Annotated in this window: 24 protein-coding genes; all 24 read left to right on the forward strand. The window is 36.0% G+C overall.

Annotated elements, in window-relative coordinates; all coding sequences use genetic code 11:
* Nucleotides 1-94 precede the first annotated feature (94 nt).
* The 24 genes from D9V35_RS02265 (at nucleotide 95) to D9V35_RS02380 (ending at nucleotide 24,427) form a co-directional block, all read left to right on the forward strand.
* Complete coding sequence (locus D9V35_RS02265) at nucleotides 95-1,495, forward strand: DUF1073 domain-containing protein (RefSeq protein WP_122123160.1); 1,401 nt, start codon at nucleotides 95-97, stop codon at nucleotides 1,493-1,495.
* Between the two features lie 124 nt (nucleotides 1,496-1,619).
* A complete protein-coding gene (locus D9V35_RS02270) occupies nucleotides 1,620-2,888 on the forward strand; it encodes a DUF2213 domain-containing protein (RefSeq protein WP_122123162.1) in 1,269 nt (422 codons plus the stop codon).
* 2 nt (nucleotides 2,889-2,890) lie between these two features.
* Nucleotides 2,891-3,370, forward strand: a complete 480-nt coding sequence (locus tag D9V35_RS02275; RefSeq protein WP_122123164.1) for a structural cement protein Gp24 — start codon at nucleotides 2,891-2,893, stop codon at nucleotides 3,368-3,370.
* Between the two features lie 11 nt (nucleotides 3,371-3,381).
* Complete coding sequence (locus D9V35_RS02280) at nucleotides 3,382-4,425, forward strand: major capsid family protein (RefSeq protein WP_162988545.1); 1,044 nt, start codon at nucleotides 3,382-3,384, stop codon at nucleotides 4,423-4,425.
* A gap of 1 nt (nucleotide 4,426) precedes the next feature.
* Nucleotides 4,427-4,774: a hypothetical protein gene (locus D9V35_RS02285; protein ID WP_122123169.1), complete on the forward strand. Its 348-nt coding sequence runs from the start codon at nucleotides 4,427-4,429 to the stop codon at nucleotides 4,772-4,774.
* Nucleotides 4,775-4,779: 5 nt separating this feature from the next.
* Nucleotides 4,780-5,226 (forward strand): DUF4054 domain-containing protein, encoded by a 447-nt coding sequence (locus tag D9V35_RS02290; protein ID WP_122123171.1) that lies wholly within the window; start codon nucleotides 4,780-4,782, stop codon nucleotides 5,224-5,226.
* A 9-nt stretch (nucleotides 5,227-5,235) separates the two neighbouring features.
* Nucleotides 5,236-5,772 carry a hypothetical protein gene (locus D9V35_RS02295; RefSeq protein ID WP_122123173.1) on the forward strand — a complete coding sequence of 179 codons (537 nt, stop codon included), beginning with the start codon at nucleotides 5,236-5,238 and terminating at the stop codon, nucleotides 5,770-5,772.
* A 159-nt stretch (nucleotides 5,773-5,931) separates the two neighbouring features.
* Nucleotides 5,932-6,348, forward strand: coding sequence for a hypothetical protein (locus D9V35_RS02300; protein ID WP_122123175.1), 417 nt, complete (start codon nucleotides 5,932-5,934; stop codon nucleotides 6,346-6,348).
* 96 nt (nucleotides 6,349-6,444) lie between these two features.
* The gene (locus D9V35_RS02305; protein WP_110439481.1) at nucleotides 6,445-6,798 is read left to right on the forward strand and encodes a hypothetical protein; all 354 of its coding nucleotides are present in this window, start codon (nucleotides 6,445-6,447) and stop codon (nucleotides 6,796-6,798) included.
* 232 nt (nucleotides 6,799-7,030) lie between these two features.
* The gene (locus tag D9V35_RS02310; RefSeq protein ID WP_122123177.1) at nucleotides 7,031-8,512 is read left to right on the forward strand and encodes a DUF3383 family protein; all 1,482 of its coding nucleotides are present in this window, start codon (nucleotides 7,031-7,033) and stop codon (nucleotides 8,510-8,512) included.
* Nucleotide 8,513: 1 nt separating this feature from the next.
* The gene (locus D9V35_RS02315; protein ID WP_110439483.1) at nucleotides 8,514-9,032 is read left to right on the forward strand and encodes a phage tail fiber protein; all 519 of its coding nucleotides are present in this window, start codon (nucleotides 8,514-8,516) and stop codon (nucleotides 9,030-9,032) included.
* Nucleotides 9,033-9,036: 4 nt separating this feature from the next.
* Complete coding sequence (locus tag D9V35_RS02320) at nucleotides 9,037-9,636, forward strand: hypothetical protein (protein ID WP_122123179.1); 600 nt, start codon at nucleotides 9,037-9,039, stop codon at nucleotides 9,634-9,636.
* Between the two features lie 184 nt (nucleotides 9,637-9,820).
* Nucleotides 9,821-11,896 carry a hypothetical protein gene (locus D9V35_RS02325; protein ID WP_122123181.1) on the forward strand — a complete coding sequence of 692 codons (2,076 nt, stop codon included), beginning with the start codon at nucleotides 9,821-9,823 and terminating at the stop codon, nucleotides 11,894-11,896.
* 145 nt (nucleotides 11,897-12,041) lie between these two features.
* On the forward strand, nucleotides 12,042-12,704 hold the full coding sequence (locus D9V35_RS02330; RefSeq protein ID WP_122123183.1) for a phage baseplate protein: 663 nt from the start codon (nucleotides 12,042-12,044) through the stop codon (nucleotides 12,702-12,704).
* Nucleotides 12,705-12,729: 25 nt separating this feature from the next.
* Nucleotides 12,730-13,047: a phage baseplate plug family protein gene (locus D9V35_RS02335; RefSeq protein ID WP_110439487.1), complete on the forward strand. Its 318-nt coding sequence runs from the start codon at nucleotides 12,730-12,732 to the stop codon at nucleotides 13,045-13,047.
* Complete coding sequence (locus D9V35_RS02340) at nucleotides 13,047-14,120, forward strand: hypothetical protein (protein WP_122123185.1); 1,074 nt, start codon at nucleotides 13,047-13,049, stop codon at nucleotides 14,118-14,120. The genes D9V35_RS02335 and D9V35_RS02340 overlap by 1 nt, the downstream gene beginning before the upstream one ends.
* Nucleotides 14,120-14,896: a Gp138 family membrane-puncturing spike protein gene (locus D9V35_RS02345; RefSeq protein ID WP_122123187.1), complete on the forward strand. Its 777-nt coding sequence runs from the start codon at nucleotides 14,120-14,122 to the stop codon at nucleotides 14,894-14,896. The genes D9V35_RS02340 and D9V35_RS02345 overlap by 1 nt, the downstream gene beginning before the upstream one ends.
* Nucleotides 14,897-15,032: 136 nt before the next feature.
* The gene (locus tag D9V35_RS02350) at nucleotides 15,033-15,383 is read left to right on the forward strand and encodes a hypothetical protein (RefSeq protein WP_110439490.1); all 351 of its coding nucleotides are present in this window, start codon (nucleotides 15,033-15,035) and stop codon (nucleotides 15,381-15,383) included.
* On the forward strand, nucleotides 15,370-16,743 hold the full coding sequence (locus tag D9V35_RS02355) for a baseplate J/gp47 family protein (protein ID WP_122123189.1): 1,374 nt from the start codon (nucleotides 15,370-15,372) through the stop codon (nucleotides 16,741-16,743). Before D9V35_RS02350 ends, D9V35_RS02355 begins: the two co-directional genes overlap by 14 nt.
* Entirely contained in the window at nucleotides 16,736-17,425 is a 690-nt protein-coding gene (locus D9V35_RS02360) for a DUF2612 domain-containing protein (protein ID WP_122123191.1), read from the forward strand. The genes D9V35_RS02355 and D9V35_RS02360 overlap by 8 nt, the downstream gene beginning before the upstream one ends.
* Nucleotides 17,426-17,453: 28 nt before the next feature.
* The gene (locus D9V35_RS02365) at nucleotides 17,454-18,899 is read left to right on the forward strand and encodes a hypothetical protein (RefSeq protein ID WP_122122865.1); all 1,446 of its coding nucleotides are present in this window, start codon (nucleotides 17,454-17,456) and stop codon (nucleotides 18,897-18,899) included.
* Nucleotides 18,900-18,947: 48 nt separating this feature from the next.
* Nucleotides 18,948-19,424, forward strand: a complete 477-nt coding sequence (locus tag D9V35_RS02370) for a phage fiber-tail adaptor protein (RefSeq protein ID WP_162988507.1) — start codon at nucleotides 18,948-18,950, stop codon at nucleotides 19,422-19,424.
* Between the two features lie 15 nt (nucleotides 19,425-19,439).
* Complete coding sequence (locus D9V35_RS02375; protein ID WP_162988508.1) at nucleotides 19,440-19,907, forward strand: hypothetical protein; 468 nt, start codon at nucleotides 19,440-19,442, stop codon at nucleotides 19,905-19,907.
* Nucleotides 19,908-19,969: 62 nt separating this feature from the next.
* Entirely contained in the window at nucleotides 19,970-24,427 is a 4,458-nt protein-coding gene (locus D9V35_RS02380) for a phage fiber-tail adaptor protein (protein ID WP_122123193.1), read from the forward strand.
* Nucleotides 24,428-24,493: the final 66 nt, after the last annotated feature.

Raw genomic sequence — 24,493 nt, forward strand, 5'->3', positions numbered from 1 at the left:
TTAGATTTAAATTTTTAAAAACAACAAAACCGATAGTTGAACAGCGTATTAAACTTTCAATCGAGATATTTAATAATGAAAGATAAATTCGGTTATGGTGAAAAAAACCAAATTAAGGGATATTAATATTCCTAGACAAAATCCAGAATTTTTTGGAAACAAACAGGATATATATATACCATATCAAGCTCCAGAGGGAGTGGTTGGCGATTCTTATAATTCTGTAACTGTTAACGACAGCTTGTTTTTTAATCAATTTCATAATTTCAATGTTGGAAATTGTCCGACGACGACATTATTTGAAGAGGGAATTGGATTTCCCGGATATCCATATCTGGCACAATTATCCTTACGTGGTGAATATAGAATAATTATTGAAACGAGAGCAGAAGAGGCTACAAGAGAATGGATAAGGTTTAAACATATCAAAAAGGAAGGGTATGATTCGTCCATTATAAATAAAATAAAAGCGGAATTTAAGCGTTTAAATATTCAAGATTTAATTAAAAAATCATTATGTACGGAAGGTTATTTTGGGCTGGTACATCTTTATATTGATTTAGAAACGGCTAATCATGATGATGAGGAAAAACAGGCTCCTTTATACCTAACGTCAAAAAAAATTAGAAAAGGTGAGCTGCGTGGATTCAAGCTTATTGACCCGACCTGGGCAACCCCTGTTTCATATGATACAATAGATCCTTTTACAGAAGATTTTTATAAGCCTTCAATGTGGTGGGTATTGGGAAAAAAAATTCATGCCAGCAGGTTGATTACAATCATTTCTCAACCAGTTCCTGATATTTTGAAACCAGCTTATAATTTTGGTGGGGTTCCATTTGCTTTTATGGCCAAACCTTATGTTGATAACTGGTTAAGGACGCGACAATCAGTATCGGATTTAATCAAGTCTTTTTCAACTATGGTTTTGAAAACGGATTTATCTCAGTTATTAAGTCCTGGTTGCGAAGAATTGACGCAAAGAGCTGCCTTAATGGCGGCTTACCGTGACAATCGTGGTTTGCAGATTGTGGATAAAGAAACAGAAGAACTTACAAATGTTGCTACACCCTTGACTGGATTGGCACAATTACAAGCTCAGGCTCAGGAACACATGGCCGCAATTTCAGGTATTCCTTTGGTAAAATTATTAGGTATAACACCATCAGGTTTGAATGCATCTTCCGATGGAGAAATACGTTGTTTTTACGATAGAATTGCCGCTTTTCAGGAAACGGTTTTACGTCAACCATTGCAGAAAATTCTTGAAATTATTCAACTGCATTTATTTGGAAAAATAGATCCAGATATCACTTTTGATTTTAATTCCTTGTGGCAATTGGACGAATTGCAGCAATCACAAGTTAATATGAACATAGCAAAAACGATGTGTGATTATGTTTCCAATAATATTTTAAGCCTTTCTCAAATAAAAGACTTATTAGAAAATGAAGATCAATCTGCTTTGTTTTCATTTATAAATTTAAAAAAATAGGTTTTATACAAAAAATATTAGGTGCAGTAAAATGTTTATGAATATCAAAATTTGTATAAATCTACATTTTTTTATAAGTTTTTAACCAAAAAACCCTTTTGATATCAAATATATAGGTAAAATTATGGGTAATTTATGGAACCGAACCTTGACTTTTGATGCAAAAACAATGCGTTTTGAGGACTGGAACGGACATTTACGTGTAAAAAAAACAAATTTAACCAAGGCTAATATATGTGAGTATTATGGATTCGAGATAAAAAATCATATGAAATATGGTTTGGAACCAGAACGTAAATATCGTTTTCTTCGATCACCAGATGCTTTAAAAAAAGCGGTCTTTTCTTTTAAAGAACGTCCCATTCTTTACGTGCATAAAGCTGCAGATGCGGGTCAGCTTGATAATTCAAAAGTCATTGGAACGACGGGTTCAGACCCGTCTTTTTCTTATCCTTATATTCAGGCTTCAATTACGATTTGGGACGGGGATTATATACAGGCAATTAAAAACAATACACAGGCTGAATTATCTGCTTCCTACGCTTTTACACCTGTAATGGAGACCGGAATGTTTGAAAATGAGCCTTATGACGGAATAATGACGGATATTAATGTGGATCATATTGCTTTGGTTGAACAAGGTCGTGCAGGACATGATGTTAGAGTTGCAGATGAAAGGTTGAACATACAAATGTCAAAACTTAATAATTTAGGGCAGAAATTAGCTTTAGTCCTTGCTGATTTTTTAAATCAGTCAAAATCTGATAGAGCCAATTATACACAAATTACAGATGCGGTTGCTTCTGTTAGTGGTGCACGTCGCAAATATATTGGAAAGTTATTGAGAGCGGTCCTTTCTGATTGTTCTATGGCAAAAGATTGTAAAGATGGGCAACAGGCAGAAAAAATTGTTGGTCTTGTTCATAAGGTATTATCTGAAAATGATCAGAATGATCAGGTAAATGATGATGATTCAATTGATACTATATCGACCTTAGATGATGATATGAATGCATCAGGTGGTTTTGATGTTGAGGATAGCTTAATTAAAAAAACAGGACTTAAAACCCAAGCTTATGATGCAGTTTCCCTAGAACGATTAATAGAACGTCGGATCATGACAAAAGCTAAACAGGCCCAAGAAGCCAGAATTCTGGTAAAACCTCTGGTTGGTGAATGGGCTGGTACAGAAGATAGCGGGGAGGTTATTCTACGAACGGTGTTAAGTGAAGTTACAGGAAAAAATCCTCCAGAAAACATGGGATACGACCAGTTAAAATATACTGTTGATATGATGCTTGCACATAAACAACAAATCAGGGCCAATGATGCTGGATATATTCGTTCCAAAGAACAGCATCGTTTTGGTGTTACACGATTACGGAGTATTTAATTATGTCTTTTCAAAATAAAGTTAACTTGAACCCTGCCCAAGGTTGGCATGGTGATTTTTCGTCTGTAAATCCACGGGTCAGTTTATTGGGTAAAGACGGGGCGTTTCAGGTTGGAGAAACAGCAATTGAGGCTGGTTCCTTTGTATGGACTGATGAACGGGAAGGATTGATTAACAATAAAGGAAATGCAAGTCCAATTGGTTTTGTCGGGCGCGAATGGGCAGGAATCAATCTTCCAGATGCACGAGAGGGGAATATGGAAATTTCTCCGGGAACAATGGTGACTGTTTTCAGTAAGGGGGAATTTATTATTGAATTACCTGAAATGATGTCCCAAGTTCAACAAGGTGAAATGGTCTATGCGTCGAAGGAAACAGGTAAAGTTGTTGTATCAGATGACAAAAATGCTGTCGCAACAAATTATAAATATGCTGAAAATGCAAAGGGCGGGGATATTGTCAAAATCTCTGCATGGATTTAAGAGGAACAATTATGACCATTCAAATGAAATCATGGGTACGTGATCGAGCAATTTTGGAAAACCAATTTGGAATTCACTTACCCAATGTTGTTGATTATACAGACAATATAAGGGTAGGGGATAGTTCGATTTCACCTGTAACAAAGGCAAATAATTCCATTCCGGGTCAATTTACGACTTATATAGATCCAAATATTATTGATGTCTTAACGGCCCCATGTAAGGCAGCTTCTATATACGGGGAAGCGAAAAAGGGGGATTGGCTACATGATACAATGATGTTTACAGTCGTTGAACCAGCTGGTGATGTTGCCGCTTATGGAGATTTTAATCAAGCAGGATATAGTGTCCTTAATACCTCATTTCCCCAGCGTCAACAATTTCTGGTCCAAACTTTTGCAGAATGGGGAGATCGTGAAGAGGGTCGGGCTGCTTTATCTAATATTGATATTGCATCACGCAAAAGAATGGCGGCCGCTTTATTATTAAATCATTGGCAGAACCAGTCTTATTTTTTTGGAGTTTCCAACCTGCAAAATTATGGTGCCTTGAATGATCCCGCTTTACTACCCCCGATTGCGCCCACAATAAAAGGTTCTGGCGGTACGGTTTGGGAGAAGGCTTCAGCTAATGAAATTTATGAAGATATTCAGAAACTGTACAGACAATTACAGGCGCAAACAAAAGGGATGATTAATCTGGACAATGCCGTCAATATGGATAGTCCATTAAAATTGGTCGTATCTAATGAGATTCAACCCTATCTGTTAAAAACAAATGAACATGGGGTAGGGGTTATGGATTTGTTGAAGAAAAATTTTCCTAATCTTACACAAGTCAGTGCACCTCAATTATCGTTAGAAGGTGGTGAATTGATTCAGCTTTTTGTAGAGAATTATCAAGGTATCGACACTATAACCTGTGCTTTTTCTGAAAAATTAAGAAGTCATGGTATTGTTCGTAAAACTTCTTCTATGGAAGAAAAATTGACACAGGGATCATGGGGGGCAATCATAACACGCCCTATCCTGATTGCGCAAATGATTGGGGTTTAAAATGGCGGAAACAGTCATGGTAGCTTGTAAATTACCTCATGGGATTATTTTAGAAGTAGGAAAAGAAAAAGTTGAGTTAAAAGGCAGCATGCACTTGGGGCGTCCACAGACTCCTTTTTATATGGCATCCCAAATTGTAGGGTTAACAAAAGTTTCAAGAGATTTCTGGGAGGCATGGGTCAAACAACATGAAAATTTTGCGCCCTACCAAAAAGGCTTCATATTTGCTGCAGATAAAAAGAAAAAAGTTTTAGATGAAGCTAAAGAAAAAGAAACATTGATGCATGGTCTTGAACCGATTGATTCTGCTAAAATGCCAAAGTCGCTGGAACAGGTGAAAGCAGGATAGGCAATATGAATTTACAATCTGATCTGAAACATCAGGAATGTGTGTTTGAATGGTCAGATTGGGCGGCAAGCTTTCCGGAATTGGAGAGTTTTTTTCGCCCTGAAACCATTTATAAAATCGCTGAACGAGCTGCCATTTATTTCAATCCAGGAAAACATAGCGTGGTTTGTTGTTTAAAGGAAAAGCGTATTTTAATGAATTTGCTGGTTTCTCATCTGGTTTGTTTGCAAAAAAAAACTGAAAATGGGGATCAGCTTATAGGGTCAATTTCATCGGTGACAGAAGGAAGTGTTTCTCTTCATGTAGATACCAAATCTCATGCAAAAAATAAAATTGATCCTTGGTTGGCACAAACACGTTATGGATATGAATTTTGGGCTTTAACAAAAAAATATCGTAGTACTTTTTATACTAAACCCATTCCTGATCCTCGTCTGCGTATCTTTCCATAAGAGGGAATTATGACAAGGGCTAAAAATAACAATTTTGACAACAAGGAAATAAAATCCAGTTTAAAATATTATTTGCCATTATTAGACTTTAATCATTCAGAATATGAAAAGGAAAATCTTCAATTTTATTCTCTAGATCAAGACAATGCTGAAATTGATGAATCGATAGATTTAAGCAAATTTAAATTCAATGATTGCAATGCTGCTGATGATTATATGGATAAATTCTTGGACGATGCCATAGATATTAATGCTCAATCTATAATCGCTTATGATAATACTAAAGAACATAATCTAGATTATATTATTATTGGCTGTAGAATACCCAATGGTTTAGTTATTAAGGTTGATGGTCAAAACATCCTGTTACGAGGTATTCGGGACATGCCAGGTAAAGATAGCAGACGTTTTTTTGGAAATATTGGCTTTACACGTTTGCCAAGGGATTTATGGAATGAATTTCTAAAATGTCATTCTAAATGGTCTCCATTAGTAAATGGGTCTGTTTTTATTGCCAGTTGTCAGGATAATTGTTCAGATGCATAGTTTCTAAGTAATTTTAATTGTATTTTGCAATAAAATTAAGATTGATCATCAATTTTATATAAAAATATAATTATTTATAGATAAAATCTATAATTTAATAAGTATATAATTTTTAAATCATAAACATTAGTCTATATAAATCTAAAGGAATAAGATTCTATGAAGCTTCATGATATGGTGCGAAGTATGATTGGAATTGTAAATCCCTCTATTACAGGATCGTTATTTCGTTCAAAAGGTTATATTCTAAAAGGAACTCGACAAGAGGCTGTTTATGAAGATCCTGAATCCATTGAATTGCAAGTTCAATCCTTAAAAGGAGATAAGTTGATTCATGGTCATTATGCCAGTGAACAAAATGAAAAACGTGTGGTTTATGCTAATGGACAACTTTACGGCATAGATCGTGTAAGAGGTGTCGGTGGTGATCTTTTGGAATTTCTGGGGCGACGCTGGTTGGTTGTTCAAAGATTAGAAGAGTGGGAAATGTCTGGCTGGTGTAAGGTTTTGGTCGTAGCTCAACTTGATCAACCTGAAAACGATCAAGGAGAACTGGTTATCTATGCTGATGAATAAAATTAATTTTTTTTCAATACCATATACTTATAATTGCTTTCTAAAATAAAGTTTAATAACCTTGATTATAAAACAATTTAAGCAAGGGGCAATAACATGGATGTAATTGCATTATTTAAAGCGGTTATGGTCGGTTTTTTTAGTTTTATGATAGCTGTCGGTGCTGTTTTATCTGTGGTCTCGGCGATTACGAAACAATCTATTACAATGCCTAAGCATGTAAGAAAATTACCGGCTTTTTTAATGTTTGCTGTTATTTTATTGGGAGGTTGGATATTTATTTATTTGGGATTTGTCTCCCTGCCGGCAGATAATAGTGTAACGACACAACAAATGATGATGATTTATGCCTATTTGTTTGCCTTAATTCCTTCTGTTGCCTTGATGCTTGCATCTTTCGTTTATTATCTTGATGTAAGAAGTGCGGCAAAAAAAGAAGGAAAATCTTAAAATAATAACAAGTTTTCCAATCTTCATGCAAACAATTGAACCACCTTTTTAGGTGGTTTTTTTTATTCTTAAACACATTCCAAATTAAAAATTAATTATTTTTCATAAATCATTCAAACATTCGAAATCCAGGCATGCTTGAACCAAGCCTAAATTGCCTGAAACAGGGAATACTAAAATTGGTGTTCGATAATTTTATAAACCAATCCACTATGATAAGGATTACAAATTAATGTCTATACCATTAAATAATATTGTAAGAATTAATCCAAAGGTTTTATCCGTAGGGAACAAGGGAAATGACTTATTTGGTTTAATGCTTACAAGAAAAGAGAATGTTATTCCTGCGGGGATTACATCCATATTTGAAAATGCTGAAGAAATTGGAAAATTATTTGGTTATGATTCAATGGAATATAACCTGGCAACAGTTTATTTTGCTGGATTTACAGATTCTGATCGTGTTGCAACTCAGCTTTATATGGCTTTATACGCTGAAAACAATACAAGCGCTGGTTTGATTGGCGCAACAATGTCGGCTGTCACTTTGGAAGAGTTAAGATCTTTTAAGGGTGATTTACAGATTGTGATTGATAATAATGAAAAAAATATAGTTGATCCAGATTTTAGCTTTATCAATAGCTTTAGTGAAGCGGCAACAATTTTGGAAAATTTGTTGGGAGTTTCTGTTGTTTATTCATCTGGAAATCAATCCTTTATTATCACATCCGGATTAACCGGACACAATTCTTATGTTAGTTTTGCAACAGGGCAATTGGCTGATCTATTGAGACTTTCAGAAAATCAAGGGGCCAGTTTATCACCTGCAATTGAATCTCCCACACCATCAAGTGTTATTAATACTTTGAGAAAAGAAAACCTAACTTTTTGTTCCGTTTTTCTGACTTGGGAACCTGATGAAGCAGAAGCTCTAACTTTTGCAAAATGGGCTGATTCTATGAAGGATGATGTATGTGTCATTCTTTCTGATAGTTCAAATAAAGCGATAACGGCCAATACCGGAACTTCATTTGCCGAAAAGGTATACTCAGCAAATTACGAGGGTGTTGTATGTGTTTATAACAGTCTTGAACTTTGTGCTTTTATCGCAGGTTATCCTGCGGCATGGGATCTTGAAAAAACCGATGGACGATATAATGCCGCTTTTCGTCGTAGCAGCTTATTAAAAGCCAATGTAACGAATGAAGACATTGCCTTGGCACTTAAAGCGAATGGTTATAATTTCTATGGCGTGTGGGCATCAGCGTCAAATGATTTTGTCTTTATGATGGAAGGTAAAATTTCAGGACAGTATTTATGGTTGGATAGCTGGTATTGTCAGGTATGGATGCGTCGTTATTTTCAAAATTGTTTTATAAAAACCCTATTAGCCAAAGGACAGATTCCATATAATAATGAAGGTAAGGGAATTTTAAGTGCGGCAATCAAACCCGCAATTGATGATTTTATTAAGTTTGGTGCAATACGTTCTGGTATTTATTTATCTGAAGATCAAACACAAAGTCTTAAACAGGCTGGTCTTAATTTATCTCAAATCAATAATATAACGGCTGTGGGTTATTATCTGAAAATTGATATGGGTAATGTAACACCACAAACCCGCGTTCGTCGTGGTTCGCCTCCCATTAATTTTTGGTATACCGATGGTCAATCCGTTCAACAAATCAACATGAACAGCATAGAGTTACAATAAAATGGCAATAAATAGAACAATTACATCAATCAATACAAAATTAACGCTCATTGCAAGTAATCCATGGGTAAATAATAATATAGCGGATAAAGTTGGTTTGGGATCAACAGCATCAGGTTTTGTTTCACCCTTGATAGGCGTACCATTAAGCTTGGAGGGGTTGACGTCAGATTCACCGTTCAAATTTTCCTCGAAAAGTTTAGTTGAAACAGTAACATCTTTTGAAGGTACTGTTTATGGAGGTTATTTGCCTGATGCGCATCAAGTTGAGCTGGAAATTAATTTTGTCGCAGCTTCCAGTTCTTTGGCAATTTTGCAATCACTGGCAAAAGTAATGCAGGTTCAAAGGGAAGCCTTGAAATTTAATGGAACAATGATTATTCCTTCTTTAGGTAAAAATTATAATTTGAATAATGGCTATCTGACTCAGTGGCAGGCTATACCCAACCATCAAAAAACATTAAGTGCCGTTCCTTGTAAATTTATTTTTGAATCTGTTGATGAAACCGTAGAGGTCTAAGTTTATGGCACGTCGCTCAGTTGAATTAAAAATCCAAGAACCTGGTCGTGATCAAGGTAAATTATTTAAAATCACCGAAATGTCTGCTTTTGATACAGAAGAATGGGCTGAACGCTCGATTAATGCGATTTTAAGAAATGCTAATAAAGAGGATATATCGTTTTTAATACCTTTAGTTTACACTTATGTGCAAGAAGCAACAATAGAATCAAGTTATGAAGAGTTAATGGAGAAAAATGATGAAGGAATGGTAAAAATTCAACAAGCTACTGAAAAATTAGCTGTATATTTGTCTTCATTGTTTTTCAGTTTGCCTTATGATGATTTAAAAATTGTAGTTAAACCCTTGTTTGATTGTTGTAGTATTTATTTGAATCCTGGTCAAAATGATTTGGTAGAGCCAATTTTGAATAATCCTAATCATTATATTGAAGAAGTTTCTACTATTATCGCTTTAAAACGGGAGGCATTTAAGTTACATACGGATTTTTTTACGAGAGACGCCAAGCGGTACTTAGACCTTTTCATAGTTTCGATGGAGCAATTACAGAGCAAAAAGGATATCGATACTACCCAAACATCCCTCAATCAATCGGAGAGGTGATTACTTCAGGTTTTGCTACGCTAAAAGAATTGCAATCTGTTTATAGCGTGCGAGATTTGTACCAATTTTTAGAAATAATTTTAATTAATCAATATAATGAAATGATAGCTTCCGAATACATTAAACGGAAGAGTGAACTTGATGAAGTTCTATAGCCATTGCTATAATTTAAGGAAAAATAGGTATGGATAATTCTAATCAACCAGATAATCAGGTACAACAATCCTTGTTGGATTCAGTTGCAAAGATGGATCAGGCATTAGAAAAATTTTCTTTAGCTTTTTCTACACATTCATCAGATAATCCGGAATCTTCATCAATCCTTTCAACAAATTTACAAATCATAATTGATAATCAAAATTCTGCGAATGAAAAACTTGATAACTTAAATCAGTTGAATAATTTGTCTAAATTAGGAAAGCTCGATAAACTTGATGATTTAGATATTTTGAAAAATTCATTATATGAAAAGTCTGATCATGATGGAAAGGGAGAATCATTTCTTGCTGCGGTAAGCAAATTAGAAAATTCTTTTGATAGTTTTAAGGGGGCAATTTCCGAACTGGCAGATCGTTTCTTGACGATAAGGGACATAAGTAATATTACAGATGATAATAGTGCAATGCAACAAATGGCTAGCATGACAAATTCATCTGTATCGGATGTTTATCAAGCTGTGAATGTTGGTAATCGTTATGGGGCGAATAAATCTGAAAGTTTGATGTTTTATAAAGAAATGGCGAATATAAATTCTGCCATTTCCACCAATAAAACAAATAGTTTACTTAATTATCCAGAATTACAAGAATTAGATAAGGTAGCTCCCAGTCAGCGAGTTTTACAAAGGGGTGATGACAAGGGGCATAATTTTACTGCACTTGAGCGCTTGGAAAATATTCGTAAGGCTTTAGCCGCTTTACAAAAAGTTAATCCGGATCGTGCAAATATTATTGCTAGAAAATTGGCTCATGACAATGTTCATATTTATGATCAATTGACTGCGCCTGAACATGATATTATTGATGCCAAATCAAAAAGAGTTCAAACCCATGGATATCAAAATATATTTTTAGAAGAACAAAAAAATTCTAATTTAGAAGGAAATAACGAAACCAATCAAATTTTATCAGAAGCGTCAAACGCTAGTGCAAAATTAGATAATATTAAAAATCAAAATAACTTATTAGCAGCTGAAAAATCCGCCGGTTACGTTATAAATAAATCGAATTTGGAAAGTGATTTATTAAAAAGGCATGGAGATACAATCGCTTCTGCAAAATCAAAGATAGCTATTACAAATGATGTTAATGATAAGATTGATCTATTAAAAACTGTTTTTACCGCGGTTATAAGTTTTGTAGCAACAATTGCGACATTTAAAGGAGTTTTAGGAAAGGGTGGTTCAGGATTGGCAAATATTGCCAAATCCTTACTGAAGAATGGTAGTAAAGTTGACAAATTTATTTCTAAAATACCTGAAATTGGTGCTATAGGTAAAAAAACTAGTGGATTAGGTAAAATATGGAATAAAGTTTCTGGTATAAGTGCTGTCAAAAAGGGAACTGGTTCCGTTAAAGGGAGTATTGGTCATACAGCTTTGAAAATTCCGGGAATATTCGGATTAACTGGAGGAGTAAAGGCTGTTGGGGATGAGTTAGATCATGTTGTAACTAAGATTCCTCATTTTGGTAATGCTGGTCGCATGATGGGAAAAGTTGCAGCTTTTGGTGCACGTCATATATTACCTAAAATAGCAGGTTTATTTGCTGGGCCTGCTGGGTGGGCTTTTGATGCGGTGTCATTAGGTTATGATTTGTATAGTTTGTATAACTACATGACAAGTAAAGATAGTAAGGCTGCATCTCCTTCTTTGAAAAAACCAATACTCGCTTCTTCTAAGGTTAATCAGTCAGGCAATACCATCGCGGCGGGTGTGGGTGGTACAGCTGTTGGAATCGAAGCATATAAAGCCTATCAAGGTACGATTGGTAATTCACAAAAACATTCTTTATCATCAGGTAATGATAATGTTCAAATGAGTAAACTACTGGCAAATGATGGACAAATAAATAAGGTTAATCCTTCTTTTAATAAGATAATGAATTGCATGACTAATAATAATCAACAATATCGAATTAACATTATTGTACAACCCTCAAGTGCTGATCCCATGATGATAGCACAACAGGTAAAACAGCAATTGAGCCTTAGTTTTCCATTTTCTAACGCGGTACAATCTTACAAAGCTATTAATTGTTGAAAATTTACTTATTAAAAAACGAAAAAATATAATCTTAATTTTTATTTATCCAAGATAATTTTATAATATTTATAAATATTCTTTTAAATTTAAATAATTTATTTGTTGGTTCTAATTTAAAAGGGCCTCGATATTGGAGGATGTTATGGCTATAAAAATAGGGGCTGATAATATTTTGTCCTCTTATGCCCAGAGTGCTGGGTGGAAGCTATTAAATCAATTGGTTAATACAGATTCCAAATTCGGTTTTTTCGATAAAAATGGAAATCCATTTTATGAAACCGGATTAAAAAAAAATGAAATAAAAATCTTAAATAAAACATTAAGTTTTTCTATGGGCAATAATGTAGCCGAGGCAGGGGTTATTTATTTAAAGTATAAAAAAGAATATAAAACTTCAACTGCACCTGTCGAAGGTGGAAAAGTTGTCGCATATAATCTGGTAGAGCAACCCAGAACGGGACAAGTCACTTATGTTTCAACAGGAACTCAAAAACAACGGAAATTATTTGAGGATGCTTTGGAACATGCTGAAAATTCCACAAATGTATATATTTTGCATACAGCGGAACGTTTGATTAACAATGTTAAAATAACTGCTCATTCTGTTGAACGAAATTCATCAAAAGGTTTTCAACTTGTACGATACTTAATTGATTTTCAGGAAATTATATCCACACCAAAGAATATTACCATTAAAAATGCGCTAGCCTATTCTAACGACAGTGTGAGTCAGGGAACAACTCAACCTCATGCTTTAAATGGTAATCAGAAACAAGCGGCTAACAAAAGCCAAAAACCTTATTAGTAAGATTGATAGGTAATAATACGAAATGCAACTTATACAGATTTCACCTATTGAGGCTCAGCAGTTTATTCTTACTCTTGAGGGAATGGATTATCGTTTTCGCCTGTTGGATAGAGGAAATGTTGGTGTGTTCCTTGATGTTTATTATGGTGCAGTACCATTATTAACAGGAATTTTATGTTTGGATCGGGTTCGATTAATTCGTTCTGCTTATCTTGAATTTCCTGGAGATTTAATGTTTGTTGATCAGCAAGGATTTAATCATCCATCTTATAAAGATTTTGGTAATCGTTATTTGCTTTATTATCTCGAAAGTGGAATTGATGATGGGATAGGTATATAATGCTATCATCCTATGAAGAGAAAATTACTGTTATTGGTCATCGTCCTACTTTTACTACCTTTCATAAACGTTATTTAAAATTTGAATTTGTAATGGGAGTGGATGAAAATAAACGACAAAAAACATTTGCAGATGGAAAATTAATCCTTTCGGTTGAACATCTTAAAGCGAAAGTTTCTATTAATTATCAGGGAGGGGAGAGTCTTCCAGAATGTCAATGCACGATTTATAATATGGATGAGCATTGGATCAATCAATTATCAACATTGGGTCAATATAAAAAAGAGTCAAATGGGTTTGGCAATTATTTGATCATATATGCAAGTCTGGAAAACAGTTCCGATAAAAAAATTATATATAATAAAATATTTGAAGGCGGTATAACAGTTGCTTATGCAGATTATGGCAGTGCACCTGATCTTGCTTTCCATGTGAATGCAATGGTTGCAGCAGGATTAAATCTGACTCCAGCTAAATCCATTTCATTCAAAAATAAAACACCTGTCGCAACTGTTGTGCAAACAATTATTGATAAATATAATGCATCTCTACCCTATTCTAATGGGATAGGAAGATTGAGTTTTAAAAATTATGGTGTTAATGCCGTTTTAAACAATCCCAATTATCATGATGATTTAATTGAACAAATTCGATTATGTACAAGAGATACGAAAACCCGTTTTACATTTCAGGATCAGATTTGCAAAATCTTTCCTGAAAATATGACATTAAATGATTATGAACGTAGACTAGAAACTAATGATAGTAATAATGATAAGATAGAAGCTGTAGAAATTTCTTCCAGGAATATTTCTGTCAATAATGGAATGATCGGTTATCCTGCCTATTCAGATAGAGGTATCATTGTTCGAAGTATATTTAATCATTCAATTCGATTTGGAGAGGAAATAGCTCTTAAATCAGAATATATTAAAAATGTTAATGGAGTATGGCGATATATGGTTTCATTAAAACATGAATTATCCTGTTATACACCTGATGGGCCATGGTTTACAAATATTGAATTGCAAAAAGATTTTTCTAAAAAAGATAAAAAAGGACATATTGGCTAATGATGAATCCCAACAAAGGAAATAGCGTTCTTAATACGTTATGGACTATGATGGATAATGCAATCAGTCGTGTTTTTACTGCTATGCCGGTACAAGTATTATCTGTTGATACCGAAAAACGGCTTCTTGATGTAATTCCGATGCTCGCAATGTTGGATAATGAAGGAAAGGCAGTAGATCATGCGCAAATCAGTAATATTCCTTATGCAAGACAACAGGCTGGAGATTATGGAATCATTATTGATCCTCAAATAGGTGATAAGGGCATTGTTGTTTTTGCTGCTAGGGATATTTCAAATGTTGTTTCTAGTCGTAAAAAACATATTCCGGCAAGTTATCGTAAACATTCTATATCAGATGCCATTTATATAGGATCCCTTTTAAATGAAGAACCAAGAACATGGTTAAAAATCACTGATGGTAATCTGGAGATGGCCATTGCGCCTGCGTCAAAACAATCCCCCACTACTTTCGTGAATATAAGGGATCAGGACGTAGAAATATTTTTATCTAATGGTACTGATGTAAAAATAAAAGATGATAAACTTCATATCAAAGCTTCGGATATTAATATAGAAGGTAATGTCAATATAAATGGTCAGGTCAATATTTTGGGAGAAACATCCATTATTGGTGAGACTTCAATTATAGGGAACACTTTAATTACAGGTGCCGCTCAAACGACAGGAGATACTGTTATTGATGGAATTTCTTTTCTTGAACATGTTCATGGAAATGGTAATAAGGGCCAAGATACTACCCAACCTAAAAATTAGATTTAAAATTTTTAATATATTCAAAAGGTTATTTTTTATTATTAATTATCATAAATCATATTCTATTAAAAAATTAATTTGAAATATCAATAACTTTATTAACCACTCTTTTGAGTGGTTTTTTTTGAGGTTGAAAATGGAATTATTATTAACTGAGGATTGGGATTTGCTGGTTGATAGAAATGGAAATATAGCAACTGTAAATGATGGGTTTGCCATTGCTCAACAGGTTGCTAACGAAATAAAATTGGAAGAGGGTGAGGGATGGTATGATGTGAACCAGGGAACACCATATTTTGCTAAAATATTGGGGGTTAATCCAAATTGGGGATTAATTAAGAATATTTTATTGGATCGTGCTGAAAATGTTGATGGTGTTATCCGTGCTGACATGGATTTGTATGTTGATAAACAAAGGGCCTTGCATGGAAACATTTATTTAATCATTGATACAAAGAGCGGGGAACAATTAAATGTCGTTTTCTGACGATGACAATATTAATGCAAGAAATATCTCACCAGTTCAGCTGAGAAATTTACCGATTGTTAAAGATGTCGACACGAACATCCCTTCATTAAAATGGGGGGGACAATCCACATCAGACCATGACAAAGAATGGGGTAATACAGGTATCATATTGCCTGAAGAGCAGGATATTCTTGCAGGCGTTATTGAAGATTTTCAGAATGCCTTTAATAATCAATTAAAGTTCTTCAATAATCAAAATGAATTTTTATTATCAACCCCACAGGGCCAACTTGCAACCTCTATGGCCGCGATAATTTCAGATCGTAACCGTTTATTGGCATATTATGTAAATCAGGTTGATCCATCTTATGCTACGGGTCGAATGCAAGATGGTATTGGTCGGATTTATTTTATTGAACGTATAAAAGCCAAAGCGACTACTGTTACCGGTATCTGTCGAGGTCAAAAAGATGTCATGATTTCGGCAGGAACTAAAGTGCAGGATGGTGATGGAAATTTATATGAAGCGGATCAAAATTATATAATTGGTGAAGATGGCACAGTAGCTGTAAATTTTGTTTGTTTGCAAAAAGGTCCAATCAATTGTCCAGCGCATAGTTTACAAATGTATCAGCTTATTCCCGGGTGGGATAATGTTGATAATCCTACAGAAGGTATCATTGGTAATAATGTTGAAAGCCAAGCACAGTTTGAACAAAGGCGGCGACAGTCCGTCGCCTTAAATTCTGTAAATAGTGTGGATAGTATTATGGCAGCTTTACTGAATTTAAAAAATGGCAATGGTAGCAGTGTTTGTGAAGATGTTTATGTTATTGATAATGATTCGGGAGGAGGTGTTAATAAAAACGGTGTTTTTTTAAAACCGCATAGTCTTTTTGTTTGTGTCTCTGCACCAGATGATGATTGGAGTAAACAATTAATTGCACAAACTATATGGAAGAAAAAACCACCGGGTTGTGATATGAATGGTGATCAAATAGTCGTCATTCAGGACCAGAGTGGGTTATATTCAACACCTCCGACATATACTATTTGTTACGCTAATGCAAAAAGAATTCCGATCAGGTTAAAAATTACTTTAGCAAGACCACAGTTCTTACCAAAAAATGCGGTTGATCAAATAAAAACGGCAATTATAAAAGCTTTTACAGGTAATGATGGATCGAAAAAACCTAGAATTGGAAGTGAAATTCTAGCATCCAGTTTTTATGCACCTGTGCAGAGATTGGGGAGTTGGATCAGCATCATAACCTTATTTATTGGACGAGAAATTGCCAGTTTTTCGTTGGTTCAAATGAATATTGATGAAATGCCTACATTGAATAAAGATGATGTAGAGGTAGTGTTTAATGGATGAATCGGTATTTTTTGATGAAAATAACCCCCCTTTATGTCTTGATTATCATGAAACAGTTATTGCGCAATATGCTAATTCACCCCGTTTACTTGCGTTAATAAGATCCTTTAGTGAGGCGATGAAAATCTGTGTTTTTTTTAGGGATTTTTATGAAAATATTTGGGATTTGAATACTGCCACAGGTAAAGGACTAGATATTTGGGGTCAGGTGGTTGGTGTTAATCGTACTGTAAAAACCCTTACGGGTTTCTTTTGGGGATTTAATGAGGAAACTTTATTATTGGCACGTCCGTATCACGATTTAACAGGTTTTAATGACTCCTTATCTTCAATAGAAGATCGTCGTACGGCTTGGGGTATGTTTCGTGATTACCAAGAGTTAGAGGGTGAAATCACATTTACAGATAAAAACTTTAAAAAGTTAATTTTCGCAAAAGCTCATGCGAACGTGAGTAATTACAATACGTCAGATCTCAATTTTATTTTGATGTATATTTTTGGATACAATGAAAATGGGAAAAAAAATAATCATGAAATATATGTTCGAGATAATTTTGATATGTCGATAACTCTTATTTTAAATTGGCTGCCTAGTACTGATGAAGTGGCTATTATCATGAATGCAGGTTTATTGTTCAAACCGGCTGGGGTCTCGTTGAAGGTTGATATTCAGCCTAAATAATTAACAAATAAATATTAAAGGACAAAAAATGTCTATTCAAAGACCTGGAAAGCTTTTCTCCTCTAAATGGGCAGAATATGGTGATCGCTTTAATATCGAAGATACTGGGGCTGATTATCAAAATGGACGTGCTGATATAGAAACGGGTTTCCCACCACAAACAATGAAATCAGTCTTACAGGGAGGAGTTCCGCCCTGGGGACAGGATCATAATGGAATTTTATATAAAATTACAGAAGCTATACAATGGACACAAGGAGGGGGATTAGCCTTTTTCAATCAGGAATGGTCGAATAAAGTAGGAGGATATGCCCTTGGATCAGTTTTGAGATCGCAACGTTTTATTTATGTATTTTATATAAATATGATGGATGGTAATTCAATTGATCCAGACACAGGAAAGATAACTAGTGATTACTGGGTTAACTATGATAAACCTGGAAATAATTGGGCTGTTTTATCCATACTTTCTGATAATTCCGATAATATTTCTTTCTTGGATAGCGATACTTTTAGAATTACTACTAAAGTTGCAGGGCCATTAGCTAATGTTTATGTAAGACCTTCGACAAATGAGGTTAAATTCTTAGGTACACCAGATTTTCCATTTAGAACGGTGCAAGATGCTATTAATGCTGTGCCTAATGGTGGGACAGCAACTATCTATTTGTGGTATCAAGATGAATATACCTTAATGCAGGATAATACCATGAATTTGCCTGGATTGTTGGCAAATGGATGGGATATTGGTCATCGAAATTTAAACTTTGTTCCATGGGGACAAGATGAAAGGGATAAATTTGGTAATTATAATGATGAAACAGGAGCCTTGATTGATCAATTAAAGCATGATCTAGTCTCTTCTCACAGTGAAGAGGGGATTTGGCATTTTTCCATAATGAAAAAACCTATTATTCATATTCCTGTTGGAGTTGATAATGTTAGTAATATGACTATTCATGGTTATATTAGAGGAGATCTTGGAGCTTCTGTAGTTTTTGAACATTTTGAATTTGTCGTTCAAAGAGGTACACAATTAGGTAATCATCAGGATGGATCTCCTTTTCATCCTTTTTTAAGTTACGTTTTTAATGGTTGTAGTTTTGTTAATTTAGATATTTTAAATCAATTATATGGGGGTTGGGAAGGTGCAAGTAATACGATTAAATTTACTAGATGTCATACAGCTGATGAAAATGGTAATCTTGTAACAGAAGGAAAATTTATTTGTTTAGGTCCAGCTACGACGACTTTAACCGTTGATTTTACTAGATTATCATCTGATACTGAAACATTAAATGGGCATTCATATGAACGCTATGAAGCAAATGCTGAAGCATTTTTTAAACGTATACGTAATTATCAATCTGCACAAATGCGTCCTGTAGCTTACCGGATGAAAGGTTCTCAACCTGTGGAAACTTTTTATTATCCCCAAGGTTTGAAAACAAGCTTAGATTTGGACTTTTCTTAAATATTTTATATATTTTCAAATAGACATGGATGGTTAGCGATGTATTTAATGCGAACGTTTTTTTTGAACAGCTATTGTGTATACCAGGCATTGAGACGCCCGAAGAGGGAACTGTCTGTATTTCCCCCGAAGAACGTCACATCTTATCAGGATTACAGCGTTGATTTTTTTCATCGTTTGTCTGATGGGGAAAGGGTTGTATCCGGGACGGTTTTAGTGCATGGCCTGGGATTGAGGGTGGAGAGTGTTTTTGCGCATGACAGGTTTTTAACGGCGTTTATTTCTGGTGGCCGGGCTAGTCATTCTTATTGTCTGACCTATACAGCGCAGACAGACCGGGGCAGGAGCGTAATCCAGGAGATGATTTTGTCCACTTTTGGACATGCCGCAACAGAGCGGAGGGAGGAGAGGTTCATAAGTATGTCTTCCCGGACAAGACCGCCTGACATACGACCGCCATTGAATGGAATAAAGCTTATTGACCGTTATCTTCTTGATGATAACGGTTTTTTTATATGTATCTAAGGGGAAGGAATAGGGATGAGTAACAGAAAGAGCGATTGTCAGTGTGAGGGTGTCTGCAACCTGGAGTTTTGCGAGCAGGAAACAATCGTGGCATCAGATCAGGTGACTATGTTAAATTCTACGAATGAAATAGGGTTGCAAGATGAGCTGTTGGTTATTCGCAAGGATGGGGAACAGACGCAATTTTATCGTGCCAGGGTTGAAGAGTTTAGTTCAGGGGCAGCTTTATATTTATTGGAGAAGGCTGTTCAGTCAATGTCCAGGACAGATCCGGCAGATGGCCGTTCCCTATGGCTGAATGAGGGGTTTGTCTGTCTGGCCAGCGGGGATGTATCACGATTTGGTACGGTTTCCCCGCAGGGATTAAGCAGTGCATTAAAAGAGGTGTTTGCGATGCTTCCCACCCAGGATCCAGGAGATGGAAGCCCTTGGATTAACGGAGGTTTTTTAATGAAGGGTTCCGTTAAACAGGTATGTGAATAATAAAGATGGAAATAATAAATTAATTTTACATATAAATTTCAGTAATCAATAAGGATTAAAAAATGAACTGTGATCAAGGCAGTCGAATTATTATCGTTCCAGCTGGATGTTTGGGACATCGTGAGATTGATTTGCAATGTAAATCACCATTGGAAAGTGTCTATTACCAGTTTTCAATGGTCAATCGCCTTTCTCCCTCTGATGCAATCAGCTGTGTAAGTGCCCAACCTTCAGATGAGACACTTAGTGTTGACCGGATTACGGTATCTGGGCAGACCTTTAGGGCACGTATCAGTGGAGGGACAATGAATACCAAAACCGGTATTCGTTTTTTGGTAACCACACGTGCAAATGAGGAACGTGAGTTTGTTGTGACATTGCCAATTATGCCGGAAGGAATCATGGGCAGTGGCGAGGCTGGCAATTATGTATTGGGGGATACGGGTCCCCAGGGTCCTCAAGGATGTGCCGCAACGGTTACGGTTGGCAAGGTTCTGCCTACAGAACCTGATGGGGATCCAAAGATTGTCAATTCGGGAACCGAGGTGGATGCCGTTCTGGATTTCACCTTGCCCCGTGGTCAGGTTGGGCCTCAGGGTGAGCGGGGCCAGGCCGCGACGGTAAAGATTGGAAATGTTGTGACAGGTGCGGCAGGGAGTGATGCTGCTGTTGAGAACAGGGGTGATGAGCATAACGCTGTTCTTGATTTTACCATTCCTGAAGGTAGGCAAGGCATACAGGGGATACAGGGGAAGGCAGGCACGCAAATTCTGTTGTCCAATCGTGATCCTGTTGCCCGTGATGCCAAGGAAAATATTGTCTGGCTCAATGATGTCACAGGAGATTTGTTTGAAACTGTTTCCCGGGGCGGGGATGCATATAGCTGGCACAAGTCTGGGAATTTGAAGGGGGAGGCTGGCAGTATCATATATACTGGTACTGTGGATCCCGTTTACAATGAGGTTTATAAAAAGAGTGATCTCTATTTCAATATTACCAACAGCAACCTGTTCACATTTAATGATAATCAATGGGTCAGGCTGGCCAATCTGAAAGGGGATCAGGGAGAGAGAGGTTCTCTATGGTTTTTTGCCCAGGAGGATCCTGTAACCTCTTCAAGCTATAGGGTCGGGGATAGTTTCCTGAATACAGCTTCCAATGATCTGTTTGTTTTCAATGGCACGAATTGGCAAAAGGTTGGAAACCTTCAAGGTAAACAAGGTGGTATTGGCCCGCAGGGATTGCAGGGTGATACTGGCCCGCAGGGACTGCAGGGCATTCAGGGAGAGAAAGGGGAAGCAGGCAAGGACGGCAGGGACGGTTTTGATGGAACCCGCATCATCACCAGCCAGCAGGATCCGGATCAGGGAAGCGCCCCCCTAAACCCGAATGTTGTATGGATCAACACGACGAGCTGGGAGGTCAAGCGCACCATTCCGCATGGAGATAGCTGGGATTGGGTCAGTCTTGGCAGCATCAGGGGTCCACGTGGTGGTATTGGCCCGCAGGGATTGCAGGGTGATACTGGCCCGCAGGGACTGCAGGGCATTCAGGGAGAGAAAGGGGAAGCAGGCAAGGACGGCAGGGACGGTTTTGATGGAACCCGCATCATCACCAGCCAGCAGGATCCGGATCAGGGAAGCGCCCCCCTAAACCCGAATGTTGTATGGATCAACACGACGAGCTGGGAGGTCAAGCGCACCATTCCGCATGGAGATAGCTGGGATTGGGTCAGTCTTGGCAGCATCAGGGGTCCACGTGGTGATACCGGCCCGCAGGGATTGCAGGGGTTGCAGGGTGAGAAAGGTGCAAAAGGGGATGATGGCTCACGCTGGTATAGTGGTCATAACTTGCCTGATGCGACAATTGGTCTTAATGATCCCCGTGGTATGCCAAGAGCGGGGGATCAATATCTTTATCTTGATGAAAAGACTGGTGAGGCCAGCGCCTATATATACACCAATGACAAGACCTGGGGCGGGCCTTTAGGAAAAGTTGCGGGACCCCAGGGAAAAGCGGCAACTGTCAGGGCTGTTGAGCAGGTGCGGCCTTTAAGACCCGATGAGGCGGCAACCATCAAAAATATTGGCGATGAACATGACGCGATCCTGCAGTTCAGCATTCCAAAAGGGGAGAAGGGGGATGTGGGCCCGATCGGAAAAGAGGGGGCCGCAGCTACCATACGTATAGGAACCGTGACCACCACAGATCCGGATGTCCAGGCATCCGTTCGCAATTCAGGATCAGAAAATACCGCCGTGCTCGAGTTCTCCATTCCCAAGGGAGAAAAGGGGGACAGCTATACGAATGACGGATCAACTGAACTCAACGTCAAGTCAATTCAGTCAGATGGCGGAAAGGTCGGAACAGATGGCGCGGGTAAATTATCCGCTGAAATGTTGGATTATACCATAAAGGTCCCAACTCCATCCCATCAGGATGCCTCTTTGGGTAAAGTCGTCGATAAAGTTTTAAATAATGTATCCTTTTCAACATTTACAAATATTTATCAAGAAAAAAAAGAAAATAATGATTTAGATGTTAAATGTGTTGCAATTGGATCTGATCGTGAGAAAGCAATTGATAATTGGACACCTCTTTTTGATAAAAATAGTAGAATTGATGGAAACGGGATTAAGTGTTTCGATAAAGAAACTGGTGAATGGGTCGTTCCTGAAGACGGGATTTTGGATATTAATTATGATATTGCTTTTGGTGACATATCAGGAAAAAAATATGTTCCTATAGTAGAAGCGGAAACTTTTTTTAACATTGATATGGTAATCAACAATGAGCTGAATAAAGTTAATGAAATTATAGAAGTGGTTGATCAGCAGGAAATCACTTCTTACATTAAACCTCTTAAAGAAAATTTAGACTTAGTTTCTGAAGAAACAAAAGATAATCAAATAAAGGTGGATAATAAAACAGATTTAAAATCCTTTTTTCTTAAACGTGAATATCCAATTATAGATTCAGGCAATTGGAAGACTGTTAAAATCAAGCAAGGTATCAATAAAGGTAAAATTGCCTGGTTTGATACAATTTCTAATAAGTATTTAAAAAAAGCTATTAATAATGATTACGTTTTTACAGAAGAAATTGTGGAAGCTTACGCAGGGCCAGTAATTTTGATTGATGTAGATGTGACAATATCATCCGGTACCGAAGTGTCAGGGATCAGTTTATTAACGAATGTAAATAATGAAAGACAAGAACCATATGTTTTGGTCATTGAGGAAAATGCAAAAATTTCATATTCGAATATATTTTATAGAAATGTGATATCAAGGGGTAAATCATATCATAACACGTATTCAAGTAGCATGGTTGAATTGTATAATAATGCAATATCTTTAAAAGATACCTTGATAGTTGTGGGAGAAGTGAAAGCTAAATTTTGTTCAACAAGCAAAACGTGTACAAGTACAAAGGATTATTCCTCGGGAGATAATTCTTTTTGGTTTGGAACTGATGGGTATCCTATAGGATTAAAAGGTTACAATAACGCTGAATTTATTTGTCCAATTGTTCCATTATTGTCAGAAGGTAGTCCAGTATCTCATCCATCTTACTGGTTATTTGAAGATAAAAGTAAATGTTTATATAATAATGCAATGGATACAGGTGAAATAATTTCATGGGTTAAGGAACATAGTAAACAAAGATTTATTTCCAATAAAACATTGATGTATTTAGGAGACTCAACCAACAACAATTTAGTAATAGATGTTGAGGAAGTGAAAGATAGCTCTGAAAATATTGTTCTTGATAAAGAAGGATATCCTGTCTTGGTTAATGTTTATCGTGTTGATAACGGTGACGAGATATACAGAGGAAATGAACCTTTAAATTTAGTCAATTGGAATGAGATAAGATTAAAAAATGGAGCGGTCTTAGATAATATAATTATTTTTAGAACTTATCAATATGGCACGGGATTGTATCTGGAAAAAAATTGCGTAATAAAAAATTCTGAAATTTATGGATACACTCTAATTGATTCTACAACAAGTCGATCAAGTAATAATTATTATATCTCTTCAGGAGAAGTTTCTTATGATATAAAATCAATTTCTGAAAATGATTGTTTTTATGATATAAACGAAACGAAATTTCCAATTTCGTTATTTGATCGTGATATAATCTATTATGACAGTAACGTGAAAAAAATAACTGAGGGTAAAAGTGATAATAGTAAGATTTTTTATATTACAATAGGTGGCAGTAGAAAATCAGTAGCGGAATTAGCCTTAAGAGGTGGAAAATTAATAAATCCTTCCATTTCATTTTTCTATCAAGGTTCGATAAATGTTATTGATGAAATGATAAATTTTAAGGAGATAGTTGTTGAACCAGAACCCGTTATTGTGACTAATAATATTAAAGGTCAATTGAAAAGAATTGTAAAAAAGGGGGACAGAATAAAATTGTTAGGTTATTGGTCTTCACAAATTCAGGAATTTTCATCGTTTCCTTTAGGATTAAATAAAGTTAGAACTACATTAAATTTAATATAAAATTATAAATCTTTTATATTATTATGTATTGGGTGATAAAAACAATTAATAACAATTTAAAAACAA

It is taken from the genome of Commensalibacter melissae (assembly GCF_003691365.1).
GTDB lineage: Bacteria > Pseudomonadota > Alphaproteobacteria > Acetobacterales > Acetobacteraceae > Commensalibacter > Commensalibacter melissae.

What these genes read in the sequence shown, in the direction of transcription:
- D9V35_RS02265 (WP_122123160.1), top strand. Translation starts at nt 95, where the DNA reads ATGGTGAAAAAAACCAAATTAAGGGATATTAATATTCCTAGACAAAAT.
- D9V35_RS02270 (WP_122123162.1), top strand. Translation starts at nt 1,620, where the DNA reads ATGGGTAATTTATGGAACCGAACCTTGACTTTTGATGCAAAAACAATG.
- D9V35_RS02275 (WP_122123164.1), top strand. Translation starts at nt 2,891, where the DNA reads ATGTCTTTTCAAAATAAAGTTAACTTGAACCCTGCCCAAGGTTGGCAT.
- D9V35_RS02280 (WP_162988545.1), top strand. Translation starts at nt 3,382, where the DNA reads ATGACCATTCAAATGAAATCATGGGTACGTGATCGAGCAATTTTGGAA.
- D9V35_RS02285 (WP_122123169.1), top strand. Translation starts at nt 4,427, where the DNA reads ATGGCGGAAACAGTCATGGTAGCTTGTAAATTACCTCATGGGATTATT.
- D9V35_RS02290 (WP_122123171.1), top strand. Translation starts at nt 4,780, where the DNA reads ATGAATTTACAATCTGATCTGAAACATCAGGAATGTGTGTTTGAATGG.
- D9V35_RS02295 (WP_122123173.1), top strand. Translation starts at nt 5,236, where the DNA reads ATGACAAGGGCTAAAAATAACAATTTTGACAACAAGGAAATAAAATCC.
- D9V35_RS02300 (WP_122123175.1), top strand. Translation starts at nt 5,932, where the DNA reads ATGAAGCTTCATGATATGGTGCGAAGTATGATTGGAATTGTAAATCCC.
- D9V35_RS02305 (WP_110439481.1), top strand. Translation starts at nt 6,445, where the DNA reads ATGGATGTAATTGCATTATTTAAAGCGGTTATGGTCGGTTTTTTTAGT.
- D9V35_RS02310 (WP_122123177.1), top strand. Translation starts at nt 7,031, where the DNA reads ATGTCTATACCATTAAATAATATTGTAAGAATTAATCCAAAGGTTTTA.
- D9V35_RS02315 (WP_110439483.1), top strand. Translation starts at nt 8,514, where the DNA reads ATGGCAATAAATAGAACAATTACATCAATCAATACAAAATTAACGCTC.
- D9V35_RS02320 (WP_122123179.1), top strand. Translation starts at nt 9,037, where the DNA reads ATGGCACGTCGCTCAGTTGAATTAAAAATCCAAGAACCTGGTCGTGAT.
- D9V35_RS02325 (WP_122123181.1), top strand. Translation starts at nt 9,821, where the DNA reads ATGGATAATTCTAATCAACCAGATAATCAGGTACAACAATCCTTGTTG.
- D9V35_RS02330 (WP_122123183.1), top strand. Translation starts at nt 12,042, where the DNA reads ATGGCTATAAAAATAGGGGCTGATAATATTTTGTCCTCTTATGCCCAG.
- D9V35_RS02335 (WP_110439487.1), top strand. Translation starts at nt 12,730, where the DNA reads ATGCAACTTATACAGATTTCACCTATTGAGGCTCAGCAGTTTATTCTT.
- D9V35_RS02340 (WP_122123185.1), top strand. Translation starts at nt 13,047, where the DNA reads ATGCTATCATCCTATGAAGAGAAAATTACTGTTATTGGTCATCGTCCT.
- D9V35_RS02345 (WP_122123187.1), top strand. Translation starts at nt 14,120, where the DNA reads ATGATGAATCCCAACAAAGGAAATAGCGTTCTTAATACGTTATGGACT.
- D9V35_RS02350 (WP_110439490.1), top strand. Translation starts at nt 15,033, where the DNA reads ATGGAATTATTATTAACTGAGGATTGGGATTTGCTGGTTGATAGAAAT.
- D9V35_RS02355 (WP_122123189.1), top strand. Translation starts at nt 15,370, where the DNA reads ATGTCGTTTTCTGACGATGACAATATTAATGCAAGAAATATCTCACCA.
- D9V35_RS02360 (WP_122123191.1), top strand. Translation starts at nt 16,736, where the DNA reads ATGGATGAATCGGTATTTTTTGATGAAAATAACCCCCCTTTATGTCTT.
- D9V35_RS02365 (WP_122122865.1), top strand. Translation starts at nt 17,454, where the DNA reads ATGTCTATTCAAAGACCTGGAAAGCTTTTCTCCTCTAAATGGGCAGAA.
- D9V35_RS02370 (WP_162988507.1), top strand. Translation starts at nt 18,948, where the DNA reads ATGCGAACGTTTTTTTTGAACAGCTATTGTGTATACCAGGCATTGAGA.
- D9V35_RS02375 (WP_162988508.1), top strand. Translation starts at nt 19,440, where the DNA reads ATGAGTAACAGAAAGAGCGATTGTCAGTGTGAGGGTGTCTGCAACCTG.
- D9V35_RS02380 (WP_122123193.1), top strand. Translation starts at nt 19,970, where the DNA reads ATGAACTGTGATCAAGGCAGTCGAATTATTATCGTTCCAGCTGGATGT.